Source organism: Alkalihalophilus marmarensis DSM 21297 (assembly GCF_000474275.2).
Lineage (GTDB): Bacteria > Bacillota > Bacilli > Bacillales > Bacillaceae_D > Alkalihalophilus > Alkalihalophilus marmarensis.
On sequence record NZ_ATAE01000034.1, the window covers coordinates 1 to 24,358 of the forward strand.

General features: G+C 40.5%; 22 protein-coding genes and 4 tRNA genes. 20 read left to right on the forward strand and 6 right to left on the reverse strand.

Translation table 11 applies throughout. The features are described from left to right. Nucleotides 1-3 precede the first annotated feature (3 nt). The 4 genes from A33I_RS12240 (at nucleotide 4) to A33I_RS12255 (ending at nucleotide 350) form a co-directional block, all read left to right on the forward strand. Nucleotides 4-78 (forward strand) — tRNA-Gln (locus A33I_RS12240). A 6-nt stretch (nucleotides 79-84) separates the two neighbouring features. Next, nucleotides 85-157 (forward strand) — tRNA-Lys (locus A33I_RS12245). Nucleotides 158-192: 35 nt separating this feature from the next. Continuing rightward, nucleotides 193-267: transfer RNA gene (locus A33I_RS12250), tRNA-Gly, on the forward strand. A gap of 7 nt (nucleotides 268-274) precedes the next feature. Beyond that, nucleotides 275-350, forward strand: a tRNA-Ala gene (locus tag A33I_RS12255). 50 nt (nucleotides 351-400) lie between these two features. Here A33I_RS12255 and A33I_RS20275 read toward each other — a convergent pair. Further along, a complete protein-coding gene (locus A33I_RS20275; protein ID WP_012957183.1) occupies nucleotides 401-574 on the reverse strand; it encodes an aspartyl-phosphate phosphatase Spo0E family protein in 174 nt (57 codons plus the stop codon). 215 nt (nucleotides 575-789) lie between these two features. Here A33I_RS20275 and sigW point away from each other — a divergent pair, with 215 nt between their 5' ends. The 6 genes from sigW to glmS all read left to right on the forward strand — a co-directional run bounded on the left by sigW (nucleotide 790) and on the right by glmS (nucleotide 7,983). Next, nucleotides 790-1,353 carry an RNA polymerase sigma factor SigW gene (gene sigW / locus A33I_RS12260; RefSeq protein ID WP_022628702.1) on the forward strand — a complete coding sequence of 188 codons (564 nt, stop codon included), beginning with the start codon at nucleotides 790-792 and terminating at the stop codon, nucleotides 1,351-1,353. Between the two features lie 13 nt (nucleotides 1,354-1,366). Beyond that, on the forward strand, nucleotides 1,367-2,017 hold the full coding sequence (rsiW, locus tag A33I_RS12265; RefSeq protein WP_338012136.1) for an anti-sigma-W factor RsiW: 651 nt from the start codon (nucleotides 1,367-1,369) through the stop codon (nucleotides 2,015-2,017). A gap of 281 nt (nucleotides 2,018-2,298) precedes the next feature. Further along, a complete protein-coding gene (cdaA, locus tag A33I_RS12270; RefSeq protein ID WP_022628704.1) occupies nucleotides 2,299-3,123 on the forward strand; it encodes a diadenylate cyclase CdaA in 825 nt (274 codons plus the stop codon). Next, a complete protein-coding gene (locus A33I_RS12275) occupies nucleotides 3,116-4,360 on the forward strand; it encodes a CdaR family protein (RefSeq protein ID WP_022628705.1) in 1,245 nt (414 codons plus the stop codon). The genes cdaA and A33I_RS12275 overlap by 8 nt, the downstream gene beginning before the upstream one ends. 26 nt (nucleotides 4,361-4,386) lie before the next feature. Beyond that, a complete protein-coding gene (gene glmM, locus A33I_RS12280; protein ID WP_022628706.1) occupies nucleotides 4,387-5,736 on the forward strand; it encodes a phosphoglucosamine mutase in 1,350 nt (449 codons plus the stop codon). A 444-nt stretch (nucleotides 5,737-6,180) separates the two neighbouring features. Continuing rightward, nucleotides 6,181-7,983, forward strand: a complete 1,803-nt coding sequence (glmS, locus tag A33I_RS12285; protein ID WP_022628707.1) for a glutamine--fructose-6-phosphate transaminase (isomerizing) — start codon at nucleotides 6,181-6,183, stop codon at nucleotides 7,981-7,983. A 150-nt stretch (nucleotides 7,984-8,133) separates the two neighbouring features. Here the strand turns inward: glmS and katG are convergent, their stop codons facing one another. Further along, nucleotides 8,134-10,317 carry a catalase/peroxidase HPI gene (katG, locus tag A33I_RS12290; protein WP_022628708.1) on the reverse strand — a complete coding sequence of 728 codons (2,184 nt, stop codon included), beginning with the start codon at nucleotides 10,315-10,317 and terminating at the stop codon, nucleotides 8,134-8,136. A gap of 318 nt (nucleotides 10,318-10,635) precedes the next feature. On the opposite strand from katG, the gene A33I_RS12295 reads away from it, so the two are divergent. From A33I_RS12295 to A33I_RS12310, 4 genes are all read left to right on the forward strand, one after another. Further along, a complete protein-coding gene (locus A33I_RS12295; RefSeq protein WP_022628709.1) occupies nucleotides 10,636-11,835 on the forward strand; it encodes a DHH family phosphoesterase in 1,200 nt (399 codons plus the stop codon). Nucleotides 11,836-11,905: 70 nt separating this feature from the next. Then, nucleotides 11,906-12,403, forward strand: coding sequence for a L,D-transpeptidase family protein (locus tag A33I_RS12300; protein ID WP_012957192.1), 498 nt, complete (start codon nucleotides 11,906-11,908; stop codon nucleotides 12,401-12,403). Between the two features lie 137 nt (nucleotides 12,404-12,540). After that, nucleotides 12,541-13,710, forward strand: coding sequence for a sensor domain-containing diguanylate cyclase (locus A33I_RS12305; protein WP_022628710.1), 1,170 nt, complete (start codon nucleotides 12,541-12,543; stop codon nucleotides 13,708-13,710). Between the two features lie 128 nt (nucleotides 13,711-13,838). Beyond that, on the forward strand, nucleotides 13,839-14,954 hold the full coding sequence (locus A33I_RS12310) for an NAD(P)/FAD-dependent oxidoreductase (RefSeq protein WP_031311618.1): 1,116 nt from the start codon (nucleotides 13,839-13,841) through the stop codon (nucleotides 14,952-14,954). 33 nt (nucleotides 14,955-14,987) lie between these two features. On the opposite strand, the gene A33I_RS12315 is transcribed toward A33I_RS12310, so the two are convergent. Continuing rightward, entirely contained in the window at nucleotides 14,988-15,731 is a 744-nt protein-coding gene (locus A33I_RS12315) for an STAS domain-containing protein (RefSeq protein ID WP_022628712.1), read from the reverse strand. A 246-nt stretch (nucleotides 15,732-15,977) separates the two neighbouring features. On the opposite strand from A33I_RS12315, the gene A33I_RS12320 reads away from it, so the two are divergent. Further along, on the forward strand, nucleotides 15,978-16,598 hold the full coding sequence (locus tag A33I_RS12320; RefSeq protein WP_022628713.1) for a peptidylprolyl isomerase: 621 nt from the start codon (nucleotides 15,978-15,980) through the stop codon (nucleotides 16,596-16,598). Nucleotides 16,599-16,651: 53 nt separating this feature from the next. Here A33I_RS12320 and A33I_RS12325 read toward each other — a convergent pair whose 3' ends face one another. Further along, on the reverse strand, nucleotides 16,652-17,155 hold the full coding sequence (locus A33I_RS12325) for a ferritin (protein ID WP_022628714.1): 504 nt from the start codon (nucleotides 17,153-17,155) through the stop codon (nucleotides 16,652-16,654). 210 nt (nucleotides 17,156-17,365) lie between these two features. Here A33I_RS12325 and A33I_RS12330 point away from each other — a divergent pair, with 210 nt between their 5' ends. The 3 genes from A33I_RS12330 to A33I_RS12345 all read left to right on the forward strand — a co-directional run bounded on the left by A33I_RS12330 (nucleotide 17,366) and on the right by A33I_RS12345 (nucleotide 20,083). Next, a complete protein-coding gene (locus A33I_RS12330; RefSeq protein ID WP_022628715.1) occupies nucleotides 17,366-18,670 on the forward strand; it encodes a uracil/xanthine transporter in 1,305 nt (434 codons plus the stop codon). 92 nt (nucleotides 18,671-18,762) lie between these two features. Then, nucleotides 18,763-19,389, forward strand: a complete 627-nt coding sequence (locus A33I_RS12340; protein ID WP_274423079.1) for a peroxiredoxin — start codon at nucleotides 18,763-18,765, stop codon at nucleotides 19,387-19,389. 361 nt (nucleotides 19,390-19,750) lie between these two features. Continuing rightward, nucleotides 19,751-20,083: an antibiotic biosynthesis monooxygenase family protein gene (locus tag A33I_RS12345; protein WP_012957202.1), complete on the forward strand. Its 333-nt coding sequence runs from the start codon at nucleotides 19,751-19,753 to the stop codon at nucleotides 20,081-20,083. A gap of 53 nt (nucleotides 20,084-20,136) precedes the next feature. On the opposite strand, the gene A33I_RS12350 is transcribed toward A33I_RS12345, so the two are convergent. Together A33I_RS12350 and A33I_RS12355 are read right to left on the reverse strand one after the other, a co-directional pair. Then, a complete protein-coding gene (locus tag A33I_RS12350) occupies nucleotides 20,137-21,168 on the reverse strand; it encodes a FecCD family ABC transporter permease (RefSeq protein ID WP_022628718.1) in 1,032 nt (343 codons plus the stop codon). After that, complete coding sequence (locus A33I_RS12355) at nucleotides 21,168-22,205, reverse strand: FecCD family ABC transporter permease (RefSeq protein WP_022628719.1); 1,038 nt, start codon at nucleotides 22,203-22,205, stop codon at nucleotides 21,168-21,170. Before A33I_RS12355 ends, A33I_RS12350 begins: the two co-directional genes overlap by 1 nt. A gap of 120 nt (nucleotides 22,206-22,325) precedes the next feature. Here A33I_RS12355 and A33I_RS21300 point away from each other — a divergent pair, with 120 nt between their 5' ends. Both A33I_RS21300 and A33I_RS12365 read left to right on the forward strand, forming a co-directional pair. Then, nucleotides 22,326-23,096: a helix-turn-helix domain-containing protein gene (locus tag A33I_RS21300; protein ID WP_022628720.1), complete on the forward strand. Its 771-nt coding sequence runs from the start codon at nucleotides 22,326-22,328 to the stop codon at nucleotides 23,094-23,096. 152 nt (nucleotides 23,097-23,248) lie between these two features. Continuing rightward, nucleotides 23,249-24,244, forward strand: coding sequence for an ABC transporter substrate-binding protein (locus A33I_RS12365; protein WP_022628721.1), 996 nt, complete (start codon nucleotides 23,249-23,251; stop codon nucleotides 24,242-24,244). Nucleotides 24,245-24,358 lie beyond the last annotated feature (114 nt).

The following is a 24,358-nucleotide window of genomic DNA, read 5'->3' on the forward strand; positions in this document are numbered from 1 at the left end:
TTTTGGGCTATCGCCAAGCGGTAAGGCAACGGATTTTGATTCCGTCATGCGTAGGTTCGAATCCTGCTAGCCCAGCCATTTTTAGAGCCATTAGCTCAGTTGGTAGAGCATCTGACTTTTAATCAGAGGGTCGAAGGTTCGAGTCCTTCATGGCTCATTTTTATATCGTTCATCTTCCTAAGGTGAACTGATGCGGAAGTAGTTCAGTGGTAGAACACCACCTTGCCAAGGTGGGGGTCGCGAGTTCGAATCTCGTCTTCCGCTCCATACATAAGGGGCCTTAGCTCAGCTGGGAGAGCGCCTGCCTTGCACGCAGGAGGTCAGCGGTTCGATCCCGCTAGGCTCCACCAAACTTACATATTTCAACCCTTAGCCTGTCAGCTAAGGGTTTTTTATTGTTTTATTCTTCTTTTAATAACAAATCATATTCGTTCAGTAATTCATCTAAATGTTGACTTTGCCAAACAATTAATTCTGAATGTAATGGCATTGTCTGTGCAAGTTCATTCAATTTATGTCTAGCTGCTTCAATTTGATAAAGAAGATCGTTGTGTGAGCATGTCATCATAAGCATATTTTACACCCTCCTAACGGAAATAACTGGTTATTATTTTAATACCCATTATTATCAAATTAAAACATCATTAGGAAGTTGGTCATATTGTTTTATGATAAAATAAAAGATGCAAAGAAAAAAATAAAACCTAATAAATAAAACCTGATAAATGAAACCTAATAATAAATCCAAACGTAAATCACTATAGATTGAATATAAGCAGGGGATAAATAATGGAAGCGATTGTGAAACGAATCATCCTAGAAATAAAACAAGGTGATGAGCAAGCATTTGCAGAGTTGGTAGAGTTATATAAAGACAAAGTATATCAAGTAGCATATCGTATGGTTGGTAACGCTCATGAAGCACAAGATGTCGCTCAAGAGGCTTTTCTCCGTGCTTATACTAATCTCGATCGCTTCGATACGAATCGTAAGTTCTCAACATGGATTTTCCGCATTGCTACAAATGTGGCGATTGACCGTTTGAGAAAAAAGAAGCCTGATTTCTATTTGCAAGATCAAGTTCAAGGGTCTCAGGATCTAACCTATGAAAGTCAATTAGCAGCAAGTGATGATCTTCCTGAAGAACAAATTGTCACCGCTGAAATGCAGGAGTGGGTTCAAGGTGAAATCAATAGGCTGCCTGTTAAATATCGAACAGCTATTATATTGAAATATCTAGAAGACCTCTCATTAAAGGAAATTAGTGAGATTATGGACCTGCCTGTATCTACTGTGAAGACTCGTATTCACCGTGGCAGAGAAGCGCTAAGGAAGCGAATGCGTCATTTGTAGAAAGGAGGACTTAATGATGAAATGTGAACAAAGCTATGAGCAATTAATTCATAAATACTTAGACGGTGAAGCCACTTCAACAGAGAGACAAACGTTAGAAAAACACCTTAATGAATGTTCTCATTGCAAGATGCATGTTCGTGAATTAAAGAAGGCTATTGCCTTTGTCCAAAGTGCCTCCCATATTGAAGCACCTAAAGATTTTACAGCAAATGTGATGGCTAACCTGCCTCAAAAGAAAACCACATCAAAAACCAAATCTACTTGGAAGCGGTGGATGAAAAACCACCCTATTCTTGTAGCTGCTGCTGTATTTATTTTACTCATGTCAACAAGTGTCTCTACTTTATGGCAAGGGAACAATAATGATCAAATTAGTTTTACAGGCTCAGGGAATGTTCAGATTGATCATGAAAGTGGACGTGTCATTGTTCCAGAGGGGGAAGTGATTGATGGCGATCTTGTCGTTCGAAATGGAGAGTTAGTGGTGGAAGGTGAGGTGCGAGGCAATATCCTATTAGTGAACAGCCAACCGTATTTAGCTTCTGCCGGTAGTGTTTCAGGAGAAATTGATGAAGTAGACCAAGTGCTTGATTGGATATGGTATCACACGAAAACTTTCTTCAATGAAGTACTCTCAATTATTCAACGAGACGATGAATAGTAAGGCCTGATAACTGAGCTCCGATAAGGGGCTTTTTTTAATGACCTTTTTTAATGATCTTTTCTAATTGAGCGAGAAACGGACCTAAAAAGAAATGATGAATGTATGGTATAATGATACAGTTGATGAAATGAATTCAATGAGTTATTGCTTAGATTGAAGACAATTCGTTTTGAATGAATAAAAGTTGTGTAAAATGACTAATACCTACAAAGTTATGTATAGATGACGGGTAAACAATGAAAGTGTAGTTGAATGCTAATGGTTTGGAGGAAAGTGCCATGTTCCCATTCGAGGATTATACGTGGCTCAATTATATTGGGCAGGTTGTAGATATTTTACTTGTCACATACGTTGTGTACAAGCTCATTATGATCATACGCGGCACACGAGCAGTACAGCTTGTTAAAGGGATAACCGTTATCCTCGTTGTATGGTTTATAAGTAGATTTTTTGGCCTTAGAACGCTTGAATTCCTCATGTCTCAAACCTTAACTTATGGTTTGTTAGCGATTATTATCATCTTCCAGCCGGAATTGAGACGTGCCCTTGAACAACTGGGCCGAGGACGCTTTTTCTCAAGCAGAACACCACCAGAAGATGATTCTACGAAAAAATCAATTGAAGGCATCGTAAAGGCTTCTGTTTATATGGGGAAACGTCGCATTGGAGCGTTAATGTCTGTTGAACGAGAGACGGGGATGTCTGATTATGTGGAAACAGGTATTGCAATGGACGCTCACTTAACATCAGAGCTATTAATCAACACCTTTATCCCGAATACTCCTCTACATGACGGGGCCGTTATTATTAAAGGAGATAAGATATTGGCTGCAGGTTGTTATCTTCCTTTATCTGAGAATCCATTTATCTCAAAAGAACTCGGGACGCGTCACAGAGCAGCTCTTGGAGTCAGTGAGGTTACAGATTGTCTAACGATCATTGTCTCAGAAGAAACGGGTGCGATTTCATTAACTAAAAATAGTGAATTGCACAGAGATCTAGATGAAGAACAATTAAGGCTATTGCTAGAAAATAATCTGTTAACAGAAAGCAAGCAGCAAACATCTTCTCGCTGGAAGTGGGGAGGGAAGAAGAATGGATAAACTATTTAACAGTCATTGGTTTGTAAAAATTATTTCCTTCTTTATTGCTTTGATGTTATTTGCGATGGTGAATATGGATGATTTGACCAGCCAGCCTGGCATATTGCCATCCTTAAGTGATAGAACTTCAACGCTTGAGGAAGTGGAAGTTTCTGTTTTATATGATGAAGAGAATTTTGCAATTGTCGATCAAACCGAGCATGTTCAGGTGAAATTAAGCGGCTCTCAAAGTGCAATCGCGTTTTTTCAGCTGATGAGACCGACATATGAGGTTTTTGTAGATGTTACAGAGAGACAAGAAGGAGTACATACACTAAGCATTCAACATCGAGGGTTTCCGGGTGATTTATCCGTTTCTATTGTCCCTCAATTTGCTAGAGTAGAGCTCCAAGAAAAGCAAACCGTGTCTATCCCGGTTGATGTAGAGCTTGTCAATACTGATGGGGTAAAGGAAGGCTATTCAGTAGGCACGCCGATGGTTTCTCCTGTTAATGTCACAGTAACAGCAGCGAGGGAAGTAGCTGCTGAAGTAGCAGATGCTAAAGCTTATGTAGATGTGACAGACGCAGATAAAATGCTTGAGGAAGCCGTACCGGTTAAACTGTATGACAGCAGCGGAAATGAGCTTCACTTAGATGTAGAACCAGGAATTGTTGATGTAAGGGTGCCTGTCACAAGCCCTAATAAAAGTGTGCCGATTAAAGTCTCTCGCGAAGGCGAGCTTGAAGAAGGCTTAAGTATCGAGTCAGTTAACGTTGAACCAAAAGAAGCGGTTATCTACGGTCCCTTTGATGTGATAGAGTCGATTAATGTGTTAGAAGGGTTAACGATTGATCTTGATGACATAACAGAAAGCGAGACGTTCACAATGGAGCTTCCTGTACCAGCAGGAGTGCAGACGATTGATCCTGAAGTGGTGGAAGTGACTGTGAATGTAGCAGAAGAAGAATCTAGACAATGGTCAGATGTACCGATTGAAATGATTGGTGCAAGCGACGAAACAGATGTCCGTTTCAATGAAGGAGAGGATGATACCCTTTCTATTATTGCTCACGGAGCAGAAACGAATCTCGACCAATTTTCTGTAGATGATATTCAAGTCTATATTGATGTTAGCGGCTTAAGTGAAGGGGAGCATTCTGTTCCTATTAAAATTAACGGCCCTCAAAATATTCGGTTTAGTGTGAGTAAAACAAATGTAGAGGTAATCGTCTCAGACCAATCAGAATCTGAGTGATGATAGCTGAAGGAGAGAGTTAAAACATGGGTAAATATTTTGGTACAGATGGTGTAAGAGGAGTTGCAAATAAGGATTTAACGCCTGAGCTTGCATTTAAGTTAGGGAGAATGGGTGGTTATGTCTTAACTAAGCAAACAGATAAACCGCGTGTTGTCATTGGACGTGATACGCGGATTTCAGGTGAAATGCTTGAGAGCGCATTAGTTGCTGGCCTCTTGTCTATTGGTGCAGAAGTTATGCGCTTAGGCGTTATTTCAACTCCTGGGGTTGCTTATTTGACAAAGGCGTTAAGCGCTGATGCTGGTGTAATGATTTCAGCTTCCCACAATCCAGTGCCTGATAACGGCATCAAATTCTTTGGTCCTGATGGCTTTAAATTATTAGATGAGCAAGAAAAAGAAATTGAAGACCTTATTGATCACACAGAAGATGTTCTGCCGCGTCCTGTTGGTGATGCTATCGGTCAAGTAAATGATTATTTTGAAGGCGGACAGAAATACATTCAGTTCTTAAAACAAACGGTTCAAGACGATTTTTCTGGCATCCATATTGCGCTTGATTGTGCTAACGGGGCAGCATCATCCCTTGCACCGCATTTATTCGCAGATCTTGAAGCGGATATTTCAACAATGGGTACCTCGCCAAACGGTATAAACATTAATGAAGACTGTGGTTCCACTCACCCAGAACATCTTGCAGAGCTTGTAGTAGAAAAGGGAGCACAAGTAGGACTGGCATTTGATGGAGATGCTGATCGTCTGATTGCAATTGATGAAAACGGCCAAATCGTTGATGGGGATCACATTATGTTTATCTGTGCGAACTTCATGAAGGAGCAAGGCTGGCTTAATCATGGAACCGTCGTTTCAACAGTAATGAGTAACCTTGGCTTCTACAAAGGCTTAGAAGAGGCTGGCATTGATACGAAACAAACAGGTGTTGGTGATCGCTATGTGATGGAGGAAATGAGAAAGGGAGGCTACAACTTAGGTGGTGAGCAGTCCGGACATATTATTTTCCTAGATCATATTACAACAGGTGATGGGATGTTATCAGCGCTTCAGCTGGTTAATATCATGAAAGTAACGGGCAAGAAGCTGTCTGAGCTGGCAAGTGAGATGGAAACATTCCCTCAAACGCTTGTAAATGTCCGTGTGACGGATAAGCATGCCGTAACGGATAATGAGAAGGTTCGTGCATCTATTGAAGCGGTAGAGGCAGATATGGCAGGAGAAGGACGTGTTCTTGTACGTCCATCAGGAACAGAGCCGCTTGTCCGCGTGATGGTAGAGGCTAAAACAGAAGAAAAATGTGAACAATATGTAACAGAAATTGCTAAGGTCGTTGAAGCAGAAATGGGCTTGGCTGAATAAAGATTATGCATGAGAGGTGAACCAAATCCACTTCTCATGCATATTTTTTTAGTATTGCAAGGTTCTCTCACTCTTTCATCTAATCTTCTAAAAATCTTCTAAAATAAGGTGTAAAAATCTTACCAATGATTGACGTTCATACATCAATCTTGTATGATAATGTTTGTATTTATAACGAGGAGGGTAGAGGTATTTTGGTAGAAATAAAAAGCGCCTGAACTACACATGGACGGAAATCTGTGTAGTTGACGAGGAGAGGGTTTATCGATTGTTCGGCGGATGCCCTCCGGTTGTAGCATGACAGCCGTTAAGTTTCTGTAAAAAACAAAGGGGTGACTCTTTGCACAAAATCAGAAACAGCATGCCACAATAATTAAAATGAAAAGAGTGGGGGCAAGTATGCCCTCTAGGTTTCTTGCCCCTGACTTCAGGAGGTAATTTATTATGTGTGGTATTGTTGGATATATTGGTACAGAAGATGCGAAAGAAATTCTATTACGTGGACTTGAAAAGCTTGAATACCGAGGCTATGACTCAGCTGGTATTGCTGTAGCGAACGATAACGGAGTTCATGTATTTAAAGAAAAAGGGCGTATTGCTTCATTACGTGATGTAGTTGATACAACTGTAGACGGAACGGTAGGAATTGGTCATACACGTTGGGCAACGCATGGTGTACCGAGCAAGGTTAACGCTCACCCGCATCAAAGTACAACAGAACGCTATACGCTTGTTCACAACGGTGTTATTGAGAATTATGAACAGCTTAAGCGTGAGCATCTAACAAATGTAGAACTTAAAAGTGATACGGATACAGAAATCATTGTTCAATTAGTAGAGAAGTTTACAGCTGAAGGAAAATCAATTGAAGATGCTTTCCGTCATACGCTGTCTTTATTAAAAGGTTCGTATGCGATTGCTCTTCTTGATAACGAAGATACTGACACTGTATATGTAGGGAAAAATAAGAGCCCGTTACTAATTGGGGTTGGCGATGACGTAAACGTTATTGCCTCTGATGCGATGGCTATGCTTCAAGTAACGAATCAGTTTGTTGAAATCATGGATGAGGAAATTGTTATTGTGACACGTGAGAGTATTACAATCAAAACTCTTGATGGCACGGTCATGACACGTGAGCCTTACACAGCAGAGCTTGATGCAAGTGATATTGAAAAAGGAACGTACCCTCACTTCATGTTAAAAGAAATTGATGAGCAGCCATTTGTTATCCGTAACATCATTCAAAAATATCAAAACGAAGACGGCTCTGTACGCCTTGATGACGACATTCGTGCGGCTATGAAGGGTTCAGATCGTATTTACATTATTGCAGCAGGAACGAGCTACCACGCTGGTCTTGTTGGAAAGCAGTTAATTGAAAAAATTGCACAACGTCCGGTAGAGGTTCATATTGCAAGTGAATTCTTGTATAACATGCCTTTACTATCAGATAACCCACTCTTTATTTTCATTTCGCAAAGTGGTGAGACAGCTGACCTTCGCGGAGTATTAGTTGACGTGAAGAAACGCGGCCACAAGGCATTAACGATTACAAACGTACCAGGTTCAACGCTTTCTCGTGAAGCTGACTTTACGCTTCACACGTATGCAGGACCTGAAATTGCCGTTGCATCAACAAAAGCTTATACAGCTCAAATGGCTGTGTTAACATTGCTTGCTGTTGATACGGCAAAAGCAAAAGGAATCAAGCTTGACTTTGATCCATTACAAGAGCTAGCGATTGTTGCTAATGCAATGGAAACTCTTACGAACCAAAAAGAGCAGTTCGAACAAATTGCACGTGATTATTTAACAATCACTCGCAACTGCTTCTTTATCGGCCGCGCAGTAGACTTTTATGTAGGATTAGAAGGCTCTCTGAAGCTGAAGGAAATTTCATACATTCAAGCAGAAGGCTTTGCTGGCGGAGAGCTTAAGCATGGTACGATTGCCCTTATTGAAGACGGAACGCCGGTTATTGCTCTAGCGACTCAAAAGCACGTAAGCCTAAGCATCCGCGGGAATGTAAAAGAAGTAGCAGCACGTGGTGCGAATGCATGCATTATCAGTATGGAAGGTATGGAAGAAGAAGGCGATGCATTTGTGCTTCCAGCGGTGCACGAGTATCTAACGCCGCTTGCAGCCGTTATTCCAATGCAGCTGATTTCTTACTATGCAGCCCTTCACCGTGATTGTGATGTAGATAAACCACGTAACCTTGCGAAAAGTGTTACTGTAGAGTAGTAAAAGAATAAATAATCAGATCACCCCTTTGGTTTTCATCCAAAGGGGTTTTTTATTGTAGGAAACGAGACTGCAAAAAAACACCTTACATGGCTTCTGGCCTGAGCGTTCAGACCAGAAAGCCTATAAAGTGTTTTATTTAATGCTATTTTATTTCTTCACATCAAATCGATCTGCATCCATTACTTTCACCCATGCAGCGATAAAGTCACGAACAAACTTCTCTTGGCTGTCGTCTTGTGCGTATACTTCAGCTAGAGCACGCAGGATTGAGTGAGAACCAAATACGAGGTCTACTCTTGTTGCAGTACGTTTGAGTTCATCTGATTTGCGGTCATATCCTTCATATACACCGCCATCTACTGGCTTCCACTCAAGTCCCATATCAAGCAGGTTAACGAAGAAGTCGTTCGTTAACGTACCGACACGATCAGTAAATACTCCGTGCTGTGTATCGCCATAATTCGCTCCGAGTACGCGCATTCCGCCAATTAGAACAGTCATTTCAGCAGCTGTTAAATCAAGCAGCTGTGCTTTATCAACAAGGAACTCTTCTGGTTTAATGCTGTACTCCTTCTTCTGATAGTTTCTGAATCCATCTGATACAGGCTCTAACACCTCAAAGTTTTCAGCATCTGTTTGCTCCTCCGTTGCATCACCACGACCTGGAGTAAACGGAACCTCAACATCAAAGCCGGCATCTTTAGCTGCTTTTTCAACCGCTGCACTACCACCTAGTACAATTAAATCAGCCAGGCTGACTTTTTTATCTAGGCTGCTTTGAATCTCTTCATAAACGTTTAATACTTTAGAAAGCTTTTCAGGCTCATTCGCTTCCCAATCTTTTTGCGGAGCAAGACGAATTCTGGCGCCATTTGCACCGCCCCGTTTATCAGAATTACGGAAGGTTGAGGCTGAAGCCCAAGCCGTTTTAACAAGCTCGCTTACAGTAAGTTCAGATGCTAAGATCTTTTCTTTAAGCTCTTTAATTTCTGCAGCAGACAACTCGTAGTCCACTTTTGGAATAGGGTCCTGCCAAATAAATTCTTCTTCTGGCACTTCTGGTCCTAGATATCTGTCACGAGGCCCCATATCACGATGAAGCAGCTTAAACCAAGCCCGAGCAAATGCATCAGCAAACTCGTCTGGATTCTTGTGGAAGCGGCGAGAGATTTTCTCGTATTCCGGATCCATACGCATTGCCATGTCTGCTGTTGTCATCATCGTTGGAACCTTTTTAGATGGATCATCAACTTCAGGTGCTAGATGATCTTCATCTGGATTAATCGGCGCCCATTGATAAGCTCCGGCAGGGCTCTTAGTCAGCTCCCACTCATAGCCAAACAGCATATCAAAATAACTCATATCCCATTTCGTCGGAGTAGGGGTCCAGGCACCTTCAATTCCACTTGTAATCGTGAAAGGACCATGGCCGACTTCATGTGTGCTCTTCCAGCCAAAGCCTTGGTGTTCAATTAAAGCTCCCTCTGGTTCTTCTGTTACATGAGAAGGGTCACCTGCGCCGTGCGCTTTACCGAATGTATGCCCGCCTGCAGTCAGTGCAACCGTTTCTTCATCATTCATTCCCATTCGTTTAAACGTATCACGAATATCGCGCGCACTTCCAAGAGGGTCAGGCTCTCCGTCTGGTCCTTCTGGATTAACATAGATTAAGCCCATTTGAACAGCTGCAAGTGGATTTTCTAAATCACGCTCACCTGAATAGCGGTTATTACCGAGCCATTCATTTTCAGGTCCCCAGTTCACATCTTCTTCTGGATGCCAGATGTCTTCACGACCTCCGCCAAAACCGATCGTTTTTCCACCCATTGATTCAATTGCTACATTACCAGTGAAAACGAGCAGGTCTGCCCAAGAAAGCTTATTTCCATATTTTTGTTTGATCGGCCATAAAAGCCTGCGAGCCTTGTCCAAGTTTCCGTTATCAGGCCAGCTGTTAAGAGGAGCAAAGCGCTGCGAGCCGCTTCCGCCGCCGCCGCGGCCATCTACTGTACGATATGTACCAGCTGCATGCCATGACATACGAATAAAGAATGGACCATAATGACCGTAATCTGCAGGCCACCAATCCTGGCTGTCTGTCATGAGGTTAAGAAGATCTTGTTTCAGAGCATCGTAATCAAGCTTTTTAAATTCCTCTGCATAATTAAAGTCCGCACCAAGCGGGTTTGTCTTTGTATCATGTTGATGAAGCACATTCAAGTCAAGCTGATTTGGCCACCAATCCTTATTTTTAGTACCTCTAGATGGTTTGTCGCCGCTTTCGCCTGTAAAAGGGCACTTTCCTGCATTTTCATTGTTTTGCGTGTCCATTCGTATTTCCCCTTTCTGTAGTAAAGAATGTGAAGAAAACGATCTGTCTTAAAAATGAAAAGACAATATCGATTATTACATTATAATTATAATAAATAATAACCTGAATAAAAAGCAATACGCATCGATGTCCCAAAAAACAATCGAAGCGAGTGACTTATACCTAGTTCATTCTAAAGTCAGGTTATGGATTCCTGCATGTTTAACAAAAGTTCAAAAATTCCTGGATACATATCATATTATTTACAGTTTCTTTATTTAAATTCACCATAAATTCTAGATGCCTCGTACATACTAATGGTGCGAGGAGGGTTATGAATGTACCGATTATACACACATAACGATTTAGATGGGATAGGCTGCGGGATTGTAGCAAAGCTTGCTTTTGGTGATAAGGTTAAGGTTTTTTATAATTCTGTTCAGAGTCTAGACAGGCAGATTGAACGTTTCTTTGAAGAGGAAAAAGAGACAGAACGGCTTATTATCAGTGATTTGTCTATAAATGAAGAGAATACAAAGAGGGTGGAGGAGTATGTACAAAAAGGAGGGAATGCCGTACTAATTGATCATCATAAGACGGCTCTTCACTTTAACGAGTATGACTGGGCGAAAGTAGAAGTAGAATATGAGGACGGACGGCTTACGTCGGCAACTTCTCTATTGTATGAGTATTTATGTGAGCAGCAATTATTAGAGCCAAAACCCGCAATTGATCAATTCGTTGATCTTGTCAGGCAATGGGATACGTGGGAATGGGATGAAAATGAGACAGTCGATGCTAAACGTTTAAATGATTTGTTTTTTATGATCTCGATGGATGAATTTGAAGAGAGAATGGTCACCCGTTTAAAAGAAAATAATGCGTTCTCCTTTGATGAATTTGAAGGAAAACTACTAGCGATGGAAGAAACAAAAATTGAGCGTTATATACGCCGGAAGCGACGTGAAATGGTCCAGACATTTGTCGGTAAACATTGTACAGGCATTGTTTATGCAGAGTCGTATCATTCAGAGCTAGGGAATGAACTTGGTAAGGAAAGTCCGCACCTTGATTATATTACGATATTAAATGCAGGAGGCCGGAAGATCAGTTTTAGAACGATTCATGATGATATCGACGTTTCTGAAGTGGCTAAAAAGTTTGACGGCGGGGGTCATGCAAAAGCCTCTGGATGTCAATTAACGAACGAAGCCTTTCAATTATTTGTGACCAAGCCTTTTGCTCTTGCTCCCTTGCGAATGGATGCCAGCCGCAACTATTTGAATACCAAGGAATCACAAAATGGCAGTTTATATGCCAGCCCCGATGACAATCAATACTTTATCTACCCAACAAAAGAGAATCGGTGGGTTGTTGATTCTAAGGATAAAGTAGTAGACAGTTTTAATTCGTTTGAGAAAGCGGAGCGTTTTATTAAACGTAAATATGCTGCTTGGCTTCTGCCTGATGACCAGTTTGTAGAATATCTTGCAAAGCGCGTGATTAGGCATAAACAAAAAGAAAGTCAGAAGCATTGAATTAAATAGAACTAAAAATGAACCTCTTGCTCATAAGATGTAGTAATACTTATAAGGCAGGAGGTTTTTTATGTATCAGCATATTGTACTCCCAGGGGAAACATTGTTTTCCATTTCTGAAGATTATCGCACGCCATATCAAGCAATCCTTGCGGCCAATCAAATCCCCAATCCAAATATGATCTATGTCGGCCAGCCGATTGTTATTCCTGGAATTCCTGACCCTGCGTTAATACCGTATTTCATTGATGTATCCATCTCTAATAGAACCCTCTCTTTATATGAAAATGAACAGCTGCAGAAGGTGTACCCTATTGCAGTAGGACGCATGCTTTATGATACTCCTGTTGGCGAATTTATTATTGTAAATCGTGAGCCAAACCCAGGCGGACCGTTTGGAACCCTTTGGCTGTCCTTATCTAAGAAAAGTTACGGCATCCACGGGACCAATGATCCATCCTCAATCGGCCATGCCGTGTCGAAAGGGTGTATTCGAATGTTTAACCAAGATGTAGAAGAGCTTGGCAGTATTGTTCCAAACGGGACTAGAGTAAGAATTCGTCCTTAAAAAAGAAGTTTAACATTATGATTTATAGGTAATTAGACTTATTAGGGAGGATTGGCCATAATTATGTAGAACTATGTCAAATTTTATTTATAATGAAGAAAGAAAGTATCCTATATTTAAAAGGAAAATGATGCGATATGAAGATGATAGGCAAGAAGACAGCGCTTATTTTTACAGTAATCACTATTTTGATCACTCTTTCCCTGCTAAGCTATACGTGGATGGCAACAGTAGTACTTTTGTCCATTCCTGTAGTGTGGTGGCTTGGAGGGATTATAGACGATGCCTCTTTGAAAATGGAGCAATTGGAAATAAAAACAGAGACTCTCGAAGCTGCAAACGAAAAATTTCAAGAGAAAAAAGAAGAATATGAAACGTTGCTAGATTCATTAGAGGGAGCTATTTTTCAATTTTCTCTTTCTTCTCATGAAATGTATGTATCAGAAGGTATGAAAGACTTGTATGGTACTGATTATACTCCCGAGCGATTAAAAGATTGGAAGGCTTCTATTCTGCCAGATTATCAATTGAAAGTAGAAGAGCATGAACAGCGCTTACTAGCTGGAGAATCCTCCAAGGTTGAGTTCGAGATTGTCCACCCAGAACAAGGGCGTAAATGGATCATGCAGATTGCGACACCGATTGCAGATAATGACGGTGAAGTGACCAAAATCATCGGACAGATGATTGATATTACAAGCCGTAAAACTCTTGAAAATGAGCTGAAGCAAATGGCTTTTTATGATGATTTAACAGATCTGCCAAATCGAAAGTCATTGTATCGTCATATCGAAAAAGCCCTAGCTAGATCGAAGAGGCATCAACATACATTCTCTTTAATGTTTATTGATTTAGATGATTTTAAAATCGTTAATGATACAATGGGTCATGATGCAGGAGATATGTTATTAAAAGAAGTTGTAAGCAGGTTAAATGAAAGTATAAGGGAAGAGGATTTAATATCTCGTATTGGCGGGGATGAATTCATCGTTCTTTTTGAAGAGACATGTAAAGAAGAAATTGAGTCGATTGCTGAAAGAATATTAGAACGGGTTGCTATGCCGTATAAAATTAATGAGAAGGAAGCGAATATCTCACTTAGTATTGGGGTCAGTATGTATCCTGACGATGGAGAGGATAAAGATTTATTAATTGAACATGCGGATCAAGCGATGTACTTTGCCAAATTTAATGGTAAAAATTCATATAAACTCTACACACCGGACTTATCAGATATGGAATACAAAAAAGTTAGCCTCTTAGATAAATTTAAACACACGTTCCAAAAAGCGAAACTGTTCAGCTGAGCAGTTTTGCTTTTTATTTTTCGTTTATCATCGATTTATGATGGCTTTCTATGTTAGCCGTTTGTAGAAAAAGAGCGGTTCTTGTACACTACTACTATAAATGAAGGAGAGTCAGGTGTTAGTAGATGATGAAGTCAGTTATTGTAGTAGGAGCAGGTATTCTTGGTGCATCTGCCGCGTATCACTTAGCGAAGTCGGGTGCAAAAGTGACGATTATAGACCGCAGGGACAAAGGACAAGCAACAGAAGCAGCAGCGGGAATTGTGTGTCCGTGGCTTACACAGCGGAGAAATAAAGCATGGTATCAGCTCGCCAAAAATGGCGCGAAATACTATCCATCATTAATAAACGAATTAGAACAACTAGGGGAAACACAGACAGGCTATAAAAAAGTGGGGACAATCAGTTTACATACAGATGAGGGCAAGTTAGACAAAATGGAAGAAAGAGCAAACAAAAGGCTTGAAGATGCTCCGGAAATCGGGGAAATTACCCGCCTTTCCAAAGAAGAGGTGAAAAGCCTCTTTCCACTGTTGTCTGAGGACTTTAGTGCGGTACATGTAAGCGGAGGAGCTAGGGTGAATGGACGTGCACTTAGGGATTCACTGATTGAGGCAGCCAAAAAGCACGGGGCTGAATTTGTGGAAGCAGATGCGCAGCTAATCGCAAGAGACAACCGAGTGATAGGAGTGGTCTGCTGTGGTGAAGAGCGTCTAAGTGATCAAGTCATTGTAACAGCTGGAGCTTGGGCAAAAGAGCTATTTAAGCCTCTCGGAGTTACTTTAAAGATTGAACCTCAAAAAGCTCAAATCGTTCATTTGGAAGTCCGAGATGAGGATACAGAATCCTGGCCTGTTGTGATGCCGCCTAATAATCAATATTTACTGGCTTTTGAAGATGGAAGGATCGCGGCTGGGGCCACTCATGAAGATGAGATGGGCTATGATATGCGTCCGACAGTTGGCGGGCTTCATGATATTTTTGATAAAGCACTGCACATTGCCCCTTATTTAAATGATAGTACGTTTTTAGAGGCGAAGGTAGGCTTTAGGCCGGTTGCACCAAACTTCCTTCCTATCATTGGCCCGCTTCCAAGTTGGGAAGGCGTCCTGCTTGCCAATGGATTAGGAGCTTCTGGATTAACGGTCGGACCTTATTTGGGCCGTGAACTAGCGAAGCTTGCACTTGAGATTCCAACAGATATTGATCTTGAATTATATGATGTAGAAGGTGCGATTGAATAAAATAAGTAAAGATAAAAAGAACTCTTCCTTTTCTTAAAGGAGAGTTCTTTCTTTATCATCGTTAGATTTAGTTGTACTAGATAACGCTTTTGCAAGTGAGGAGGCTGTTGTTAAACGATTAAAACGAAGTCCAAGCTTTATCGACATTTGCGCAATTTCAGGTCTGATTCCAGAAAGAATCGTTTCCACACCAGTTAAGCGCAGCGATTCGATTAAATGATACAGCTGTTCTGCAACGAGCTCATCTATTGTCAACACTCCAGAAAGATCAACAAATAATGTAGAAATTTCTTTTGCGGCACATTGATTTAAGGTCTTTTCTAAAATAACTTTCCCGCGAGCAGAATCAATCTTCCCGACTAATGGAAGGAGGGCAGTTTGATTTTGAAGAGGAATTAAAGGTGAGCTTAATTCATTAATAACCTCTTCCTGTGCAAGAAAGCGCTTGGTTGTATTTTGATGATAAGCCTCGATAAAGATCGTGACGGAGATATTAACAAATTTAATGACGATTTCAGTCCAGCTGAAGATATCATCAAAATCTACTTTATCTTTATTTAAAAGCGCATATTTTTTAATGTAGGATAGGAGCACTTTCTTTGTAGAAAAGAACTCGCGTATGACATAGTGCAGAGGCGTGTCTAGATGCTTAACATCTTTGGCAAGTTCTTCTGACCAGGCTTTAAACGCGTTATAAAATTCACATTCATCATGAATAAATAATTGAATGATTTGTTCGACATACTCGTGATTTTTACTTCGTAATTCGTTAACCACCGCTTGGTTATTTGAAGCATAAATAGAGGCTGGGTCCTGCTAATCGATGGATGCATACCAATCCTGTGATATTTGATGAGAATGTTCTTTTAGGAAATCATATAGTTCTCTATTCTGATGCATATAGAAATTCTCCTTCATGTTTGTTTATATTAATATAGCATAAATACGTCATTGAAACAGGTGAAGGAAATATTTAACTGTAGTATAATGGGGGTGATCTTAAAAGGAAAGAGGGTACATAACATGATAAAAGCATTTAAATGGAGTCTTTTAGCTATGCTTCTCATGCTGCTGACTGCTTGTGGACAAGCAGATGAGAGCGAGACAGTTGATAATGAAGAGGAAGAAAGTTCGGATACTGGATATGAGGCAGGACCGGTTGTTACGATGGAAATGGAGGACGGGGGAGAAGTGGTTATTGAACTTTACCCAGAAGTAGCTCCACAAACTGTCGAGAACTTTGTTTCGCTTGTAGAAGATGGTTTTTATGATGGACTGACGTTTCACCGAGTCATTCCAGGGTTCATGATTCAAGGCGGAGACCCAGATGGAAATGGAACAGGCGGCCCTGGACATTCAATCGAGGGTGAATTTTCTAGTAATGGATTTGAAAATAATTTAAAGCATGAACGTGGTGTTATTTCTATGGCAAGATCACAAGACCCTGATTCAGCAGGTTCTCAATTCTTTATAATGGTTGCTGATACGCCTTCACTAGATGGTGAATATGCTTCATTTGGCAAGGTAATCGAGGGAATGGACGTTGTAGATGACATTGTATCAGTAGAAACAATGCCTGGTGATATGCCGGTTGAAGGACAAGAACAAATCATTAAGCAGATGACAGTAGAAACAAATGAGTAAATCATTTGATTAAGTGAAATAGTGAAGCCCCGCAATTGCTGCGGGGCTTTCTTCTATTCACCAGGTGTAAATGTTCGTTTTGCAAACTCATTATCCATCATGAAGAACGCATTGCTGTCATTATCAATACGCTTTAGTTTTTGAATAATGCTGTCAAACATATCTTCTTCTTCTACCTGCTCTTCAATAAACCATTTTAGAAAGTTAATTGTGGCATGCTCTCTTACATCCCATGCTAAATCGGAGAGATGATAGATCCGTTTTGTGACTACTTTTTCTTGAGTTAACGCTTTTTCAAACACATCTAAAATGGAATGAAATTCGTTATTAGGTGCCTCAAACCCTGAAATGACAGCTCGCTCTCCTAAGGTATTAATAAAGTTATAAAACTTCATTGCGTGAAATCTCTCTTCTTCTGCTTGGACTAAAAAGAAGTTAGCAAATCCGTCGATCCCCTCAGCAGAACAGTAGGCTGCCATCGCCATATACGTGTGAGCAGAATAAAATTCAAAGTTCATTTGCTCATTTAAAGCTTCGAGAAGTTTATCATTTAACATTAAAAGCCCTCCTTAAAATTCCTATTAAGTAGTATGCCTAATACCTTGTACCATTACATTCTAGTTTTATTACTAATTTCCTTTCCCTTCTTTTATGAATCTGAATCATTTTCCTTTATGTAATGAAACCTCTTCTTTTTTCGTCTCTCTAAATGTATGCTTAAGAGGTAGACTATAAAAATTCGTAGTGATTAAAACGTGGTGATTAAAATGAGGAAATGGGTATCAGCTTTTACACTGACATCGTCTGTTCAATGGTTATTTTTTATTTTTGCCAACACGATCGTTGTCCCTCTTTCAGTGGCACAAGCCTTCCAAGTCCCTTCTGAAACCGTTACGTTAATGCTTAGCAGTTCACTGATCTTTACAGGGCTGGCATGTATGATTCAAGGGCTTTTCGGTCATAGGTATCCTTTAATGGAAGGGCATTCTGGGCTTTTATGGGGAGTCATGCTCAATCTTGGTTTATCAGCTTCTGCTATGGGCATGTCGTACACGCAAATAGGCGGGGGGCTTGCAACTGGCATTCTTTTAGCCGGGGTAGTAACGATTCTTCTTGTTGCATTAAACTGGATTAAATATGTCCAGCGGATCTTCACTCCAATGGTCATGACTGTATATTTATTTTTGTTAACTTTTCAATTAATTTTTGTATTCTTTCAAGGGATGCTTGGCATTACAGAGCAGGGGGTGATCAATATTCCCGTCAGCATTCTTTCCTTAGTGCTCGTTGTTTTCGTTAGCATATTGAAAATAAAAGGGTCAAAAATGATCAGCAACTTTTCCATATTAATAGGAATCGTAGTAGGCTGGATCATTTATGCTGCGGTGTTTCCAAACGAGGGAGAGCCTGTGGTCATGCAGGGACTTTCTTTTGCTCTTTATCCATTAGGACCGCCTAATCTTGAATATGGTATTATCGCTGTGGCTTTTTTTGCAGGAATGTTAAATTTGACGAACACGGTTGCCTCTATCCAAGCAGCCGCAGAATTATTTAAGGATACACCTAATGCAGGGCAGTACCGCAGATCGTTTTTTTGGACCGGCTTTTTCTCGATTATCGTTTCAGGCTTTGGTCTTGTACCATATACGCCATTCACTTCATCGATCGGCTTTTTAGAAAGTACACAAATTTACCGGAAAGAACCTTTTTTACTGGCAGGAGGAATGCTCTCGTTAGTAGGGCTGATCCCACCAGTTACAGCCTTTTTGATTACTCTTCCTATTTCAGTTGGGAATGCCGTTCTTTTTGTAGCGTATCTTCAATTGTTTGGAACTGCATTTAACAGCTTAAGGGGAGAACGTTTTACTTCTAATACTATTTTCAGACTGGCAGGTCCTTTGCTCTTAGGTGTCAGTTTAATGGCGATTTCGCCTGCAGCATTTAACGGAATTCCTAATCTCATACAACCAATCATTTCAAATGGATTGATTATGGGTGTTGTCTTATCTATCTGTCTCGAACGTTTTATCTCCTGGGAGGATATAGATCAAGAGATGCAAAAAGCTTCTTAATATAGAGGCTTTTTTTATTTACACTTTTCTAAAAAGCAGCATAAGCTAAGCTCTGATGTGCATAGAATGGTAAAATGAATGGAGGTGAGCGGATGAGGCATCAATCCAATGCATTTACAGTACATGATGTAGAGCAATGTGATCTTCCCTTTTGTGCACAAACGAACGATATGGCCCCGTTGTTTTCAGCCGAGGCTTATCACTCGAAAACCGATCGCATTGAAAAAATAAACCTTGTTGATTATAGAGGGAAATGGGCGATTTTATTATTTTATTCGAGTGATTTTACCTTCGTTTGACCAACCGAATTAGCAGCGGTCGCTGCTCTTTATCCTGAACTTCAAGCCCTAGGAGCAGATGTCCTTGGGATTAGTACAGACAGTGTGTATGCCCATAAAGTATTTACGAAAGTCTCGCCCAATGCAGCAAGAGTAACCTATCCGCTTGTTAGTGATCGAAATCAAGCGATCTCAAGAGCCTATAGAGTATTAGATTCAAAAGGTGGCTATGCCATGCGTGGCACGGTCATTATAAGCCCTGAAGGAATCATAAAAGCAAGAAGCATCTATCCCCCTGAAGTAGGGAGGAATGCTTTTGAAATCCTACGCTTAATCCAAGGCCTGCAGCATAATCAGCAGACAGGTCAAGGCATACCAGCCAATTGGGTTTCTGGGCAAGCAGCCATTACACCAGACCAAGGCCTGATTGGCGAAGTTTAGCAAGGGTTTTGAACGATATGCGGACCCAGGTGAGTGACATAGCAAACTCGTAATTGCGTGAGGTCAAGCTGTTTATGCATAGATTAGAGAGCATATTGCGCGGGTTCATTGAGTATTTGATTTTATTGCCGGCTGAATTGCGCTGATTCTTTTTTATTGCGTCAGTTCAGATCTGGTATGTGTCAGTGAGGGGAGGAATTGTACACCTTCTAAGGATCATTACGCCGATTAACCTTCACAGAACGAACAAAAGCTGTTGTTCTTGTTTATTTAAGCAAGAACAGTTTTTTTACCTCTTTTAATTGAAAATGATTATCTATATCAATTATAATAATATTATCACCATAAGGAGGGATTTTCCATGTTTGTTCAAGTAAAAACATTGGTAGTAGAAGAAGGATACGCGGATAAAATGGTTGAAAAATTTGCGACGGAAGGGATCATTGAGGAGCAGCCTGGTTTCTTAGATCTCACAGTTTTACAAAAAAAGAAGCGTAGAGGCAATGAAGAAGTTATGGTTTTAATTCGTTGGGAGTCAGAAGAAGCATGGAAAGCTTGGGAAACAAGCGAAGTGCACCTTGCTGGCCATAGAGCCAATCGCGGTAAGCCAAAGCCTGCATTTATTCTTGAGGGCGGGCAAGATGTATATCACGTAATCGGAACAAAAGAATATAGAGAACCTGTTTCAAAATAAGCCAAAGCCCATCCGTAGGAACTTGCACGTACTTATTAACGGATGGGCTTTTTTTAGGCTTTAACTCCATTACCTCGTTTAGTAAGAAGCATATAAATTAGATAAGGCGCTCCAATCACAGAAATGACGATACCAACTGGAATATCAGCCGGAGCTAACAGATTCTTTCCTACAAAATCCGAAAAGAGCAGAATAAGCATGCCGATTAGCGCTGAGGCGGGCAGAAGGCTGTAGAAGTTTGGTCCGGTTAAACGCCTTGCAAGGTGAGGTGCTAATAATCCTAAGAAAGAAATACCCCCGCCAACTGCCACACAAGCACCAGCTAATGCCGCAGCAAGCAGTAACAATATTCTTCTTTCACGCTCTACATTCATTCCAAGTGCATATGGTACAGGGTCACTAAGTTGCAGCAGATTCATCGTTTTCGCTTTGAAAAATGCAAAGGGAAGTAAAACAATGATCCATGGAAGAAGGGCATTAACATAGCGCCATTGGGTGCCCCAAATACTTCCTGTTAACCAAATGGTTGCTTGTTGAAAATCTCTTGGGTCCATTTTCAGTTGAATAATAATAAGAAGTGCCCCGCATAACGCATTAAAGCCGATCCCAATTAATAGCAGCCGGCCAGGATCTACACCACCTTTAAAAGACAATGAATAGATTAACAAGGCGACTGTAAGTGCACCAATAAACGCAAAGACAGGCAGTGCAAATGGAGAGACAACACCTGATGAGCCAGCCTGTTTGAAAACAAAGATAAACAATACAACGGCAAGGCCTGCTCCGGCGTTGATTCCTAAAATCCCTGGATCCGCTAATGCATTACGGGAAAGTCCTTGTAAAATAGCACCAGAAACAGCAAGACCTGCCCCAATTAATAGCGCTATAATCATGCGCGGCAGCCTTAATTGATAGAGGACAAGTTCTTGATTAGCTGTTCCATTTCCAAGGAATGTATGGATAATCTCAGATAAGGAAAGCGGCATAATTCCAGTAGAGAGACTGAGTATAAAGGTCCCGAAAATCAAGAATATGATGATCAGCAGAGCTTTCTTTGATTGATGGTACGCATTAATCCATTCCATTACATGCTTCTTCCTTTCACACGAGCTAAATATAGAAAAAAGGGTACACCGATAAGAGCAGTGATAGCGCCAACAGGTGTTTCAAAAGGCGGGTTAATCATCCTAGCCCCTATATCAGCAACAACTAATAAAAATGATCCTAGTATAGCACTTAGTGGAAGGATATACCTGTAATCAACACCTACAAGAGACCGAACAATATGAGGCACGACTAAACCGATAAAGCCAATAGCTCCAGCAATTGATACCGCAGCTCCTGATAATAAAACAACCGCTGCTAGGCTCAGCCACCTTACTAGATGAAGTGAATGCCCGAGTCCTGTAGCGATGTCATCTCCCATTGTAAGCGTAGTTAGAGAGCGGCTCATGAGAAAGGCTATTACTAAACCAGCAACGACTGTAGGTAAAAGTATGTACACATGAATCCATTTTGCTCCCGATAATCCCCCAGCAAACCAAAAACTTAAATCTTGAGAGACTTGATAGTAAAGAGCAATGCCTGTAGATAAAGAACTAAATAACATACTAAGAGCAGCTCCGGCGAGTGTAAGTGTGACAGGAGATAACTGTTCTTTTGATACCACAGAGAATAGTAAGACTAAAATGGCTCCAAGAGCTGCACCCATAAATGACCAGCCAAGAAGAAGCCAATATGATAGATTAGTAAAAAAGGCTAATGCTATAGCAATAAAGAGAGCCGAACCTTGAGTGATCCCGATTATGGAAGGGTCAGCAAGAGGGTTTCGAGTTAACCCCTGCATAAGTGTTCCTGCCACAGCTAAAGCGGCTCCAACCAAGGCCGCAGTTAAGGCTCTAGGTATACGAACCTCGTGAATAAGCTGATGCTCAATTAAGTCAGGGGTAAAGGATATGAGTGAATCTAGGATGACCGATGGGGGAATCCATACTGCACCGAGGCCAATTGATAGTATGAGACTAAACAATACGCCACATAATCCTGCAATCATCCAGCGGCCGGGATGACCATTTCTAGATAAAAATTTTCTTGTTTTACTTGTTTTCGATAGTATTGACATGATTGTTAATCCCTCTTATAAAATAATTAATGAAAATGATTATCATTTTCGTTATGATTGATTATAAATCTACTATTCATTTGGTAAATTTGTCAATTCATTTTTTGAGAGGGTTTTGATATGACTATAAGTAATGCTTGTATACTTCAGCTGAAATCTATCTCCTTCCAAACGCTGGAATGTGAGAAGCTGTTGGATGTTGGGATAGAAGATAATGAGATGTTATTGCTATACATAGAGACAGGGAAAGTACAGAGAGTGCAGGCTGAGCAACCAGGCAAGGAGGGTATTTATCAGAACGGAAACATTTTATGGGTTGATAAAACAGATAGAATTTATGGTTTAAACCAAGTAACTACCCTCTTTTTTGCTGTCGTTTGGATTGATCGTAAGAGGTTGATAGAACCGCCTGTACTATATAAAGCATCACAAACGAAAGTTGATCCTTTATGGAAACAGCTGTTTACTGTTGCAAAGGACTCGTTTAATCAATACTGCAAACAACAGACTCTTTTCTGGAGCTTGCTAGATTTAATTACGCAAGAGCATACATCGTATCCTGGTAAAATGGAAATCATTATTGAAGAAATTACTAATCATATAGTTGAACCTCATATGGAACCTCTTACTGTTTCAGAGCTTGCAAAGAAGGCTAATATGACGCCTGCATCATTTTCAAGAGCGTTTAAAAGACATACGGGGTTTTCTCCTAAAGAGTTTATCAACAGCTGTCGTATAAAAAAAGCAAAGGAGCTAATGAGAGAGAAAAAGGATATTACATTAAAAGAAGTTGCAGACCTTGCTGGATTTCAAGATGAATTTTACTTTAGTAAATTGTTTAAGAAAAAAGAAGGAGTAGCTCCATCTATCTTTAAAAAAGGATTACCGTGATCAACTAATTAAATATAGAAATAGTCCGTGGAAGGAAAGAAGCAGGGAATCATTTGTACAAGAATAAAGGTAAAAATGACCATGTTATTTTTAATTGATAATACTTATCATTGATAATGAATTTCATTATTGATTGTACAGGGGGAAAAAAGATGAGAAGAAGATGGACACTATTGGCTTTGTTATGCTTGATTGCAGTGACTTTATTAGCTGCATGCGGTAATAGTTCGGAAGAGTCTACTGGGGCTGCGGCAGAAGAAGATTCCGAAACAGTAGAAGAGACAGAAGAGAATAGTTCAGAAGAGTCAAGTGAGAATGAATCACCTAGCAGTTACACTGTTGAACATTTGTATGGTGAAACAGAAGTGCCGGCTAATCCAGAAAAGGTAGTAGTATTATCACATGTGTCATGGGAAGGTTCATTAGTTTCTGTTGGAGTCGAGCCTTATGCTGTAATGGCGTATGACAACGAGTTTCCTCCGCATTTAACAGAAGAGTTAGAGAACGTAATGGCACTGCCGTTTTCTGATGAAATAAATCCAGAAGAAATTGTTCAGTTAGATCCTGATTTGCTTATTATCAGCGACCGTTATCAACCGTTATATGAGCAGCTTTCTGATTCGATCCCAACTGTCGTAGTAGAAGTTGGCGGGGACTGGAGAGATGACCATTTAAAAGTAACTGAAGCTGTAGGGAAACTTGAAGAAGGTCAAAAAGTGATTGATGAGCTAGAAGCAGAGGCAGAAGATATTGGCGAGCGTATTCGTGAGGCGGTTGGTGAAGAAACATTTATGGCTGTTTCCATTAACAAGCAAGACATTCGTGTCTATGGTAGAAACAATCATGCAACCAATGCTTTATTGTTTGATGATCTTAAGCTGACGCCAGCAGAGAACATTCCTGATGACTTTGGTGAAAATATCTCGATTGAGGGCTTAGTGAAGTACAATCCAGATCATATTATTGACGTCACATACTTTAATAGCGGTGAATTTTATGACAACGTCACTCAAGGTGAGGTATGGAATGGGTTAAATGCTGTTAAAGAAGATAATGTGCATACATTAACAACAACTTGGGGATTTTGGGATCCAATTGAACGTCAAAAAGGTTTAAAAGAAATTGAAAACCTTTTATTAGGAGAGTAGTGAGTAAACAGATCTCATTTCACGAAGGAAAAGCGGGGAAACCCGTTTTTTTCTTCATTCTAATTGAGAATGAGTATCAATTACTAGGTAAATAGAAGTAGAAAGGATGAGAGT

Excerpts from the sequence above, each read along its gene's own strand:
- A33I_RS20275 (WP_012957183.1), bottom strand. The coding sequence starts at position 574 with ATGCTTATGATGACATGCTCACACAACGATCTTCTTTATCAAATTGAA.
- sigW (WP_022628702.1), top strand. The coding sequence starts at position 790 with ATGGAAGCGATTGTGAAACGAATCATCCTAGAAATAAAACAAGGTGAT.
- rsiW (WP_338012136.1), top strand. The coding sequence starts at position 1,367 with ATGATGAAATGTGAACAAAGCTATGAGCAATTAATTCATAAATACTTA.
- cdaA (WP_022628704.1), top strand. The coding sequence starts at position 2,299 with ATGTTCCCATTCGAGGATTATACGTGGCTCAATTATATTGGGCAGGTT.
- A33I_RS12275 (WP_022628705.1), top strand. The coding sequence starts at position 3,116 with ATGGATAAACTATTTAACAGTCATTGGTTTGTAAAAATTATTTCCTTC.
- glmM (WP_022628706.1), top strand. The coding sequence starts at position 4,387 with ATGGGTAAATATTTTGGTACAGATGGTGTAAGAGGAGTTGCAAATAAG.
- glmS (WP_022628707.1), top strand. The coding sequence starts at position 6,181 with ATGTGTGGTATTGTTGGATATATTGGTACAGAAGATGCGAAAGAAATT.
- katG (WP_022628708.1), bottom strand. The coding sequence starts at position 10,317 with ATGGACACGCAAAACAATGAAAATGCAGGAAAGTGCCCTTTTACAGGC.
- A33I_RS12295 (WP_022628709.1), top strand. The coding sequence starts at position 10,636 with ATGTACCGATTATACACACATAACGATTTAGATGGGATAGGCTGCGGG.
- A33I_RS12300 (WP_012957192.1), top strand. The coding sequence starts at position 11,906 with ATGTATCAGCATATTGTACTCCCAGGGGAAACATTGTTTTCCATTTCT.
- A33I_RS12305 (WP_022628710.1), top strand. The coding sequence starts at position 12,541 with ATGAAGATGATAGGCAAGAAGACAGCGCTTATTTTTACAGTAATCACT.
- A33I_RS12310 (WP_031311618.1), top strand. The coding sequence starts at position 13,839 with ATGAAGTCAGTTATTGTAGTAGGAGCAGGTATTCTTGGTGCATCTGCC.
- A33I_RS12320 (WP_022628713.1), top strand. The coding sequence starts at position 15,978 with ATGATAAAAGCATTTAAATGGAGTCTTTTAGCTATGCTTCTCATGCTG.
- A33I_RS12325 (WP_022628714.1), bottom strand. The coding sequence starts at position 17,155 with ATGTTAAATGATAAACTTCTCGAAGCTTTAAATGAGCAAATGAACTTT.
- A33I_RS12330 (WP_022628715.1), top strand. The coding sequence starts at position 17,366 with ATGAGGAAATGGGTATCAGCTTTTACACTGACATCGTCTGTTCAATGG.
- A33I_RS12345 (WP_012957202.1), top strand. The coding sequence starts at position 19,751 with ATGTTTGTTCAAGTAAAAACATTGGTAGTAGAAGAAGGATACGCGGAT.
- A33I_RS12350 (WP_022628718.1), bottom strand. The coding sequence starts at position 21,168 with ATGGAATGGATTAATGCGTACCATCAATCAAAGAAAGCTCTGCTGATC.
- A33I_RS12355 (WP_022628719.1), bottom strand. The coding sequence starts at position 22,205 with ATGTCAATACTATCGAAAACAAGTAAAACAAGAAAATTTTTATCTAGA.
- A33I_RS21300 (WP_022628720.1), top strand. The coding sequence starts at position 22,326 with ATGACTATAAGTAATGCTTGTATACTTCAGCTGAAATCTATCTCCTTC.
- A33I_RS12365 (WP_022628721.1), top strand. The coding sequence starts at position 23,249 with ATGAGAAGAAGATGGACACTATTGGCTTTGTTATGCTTGATTGCAGTG.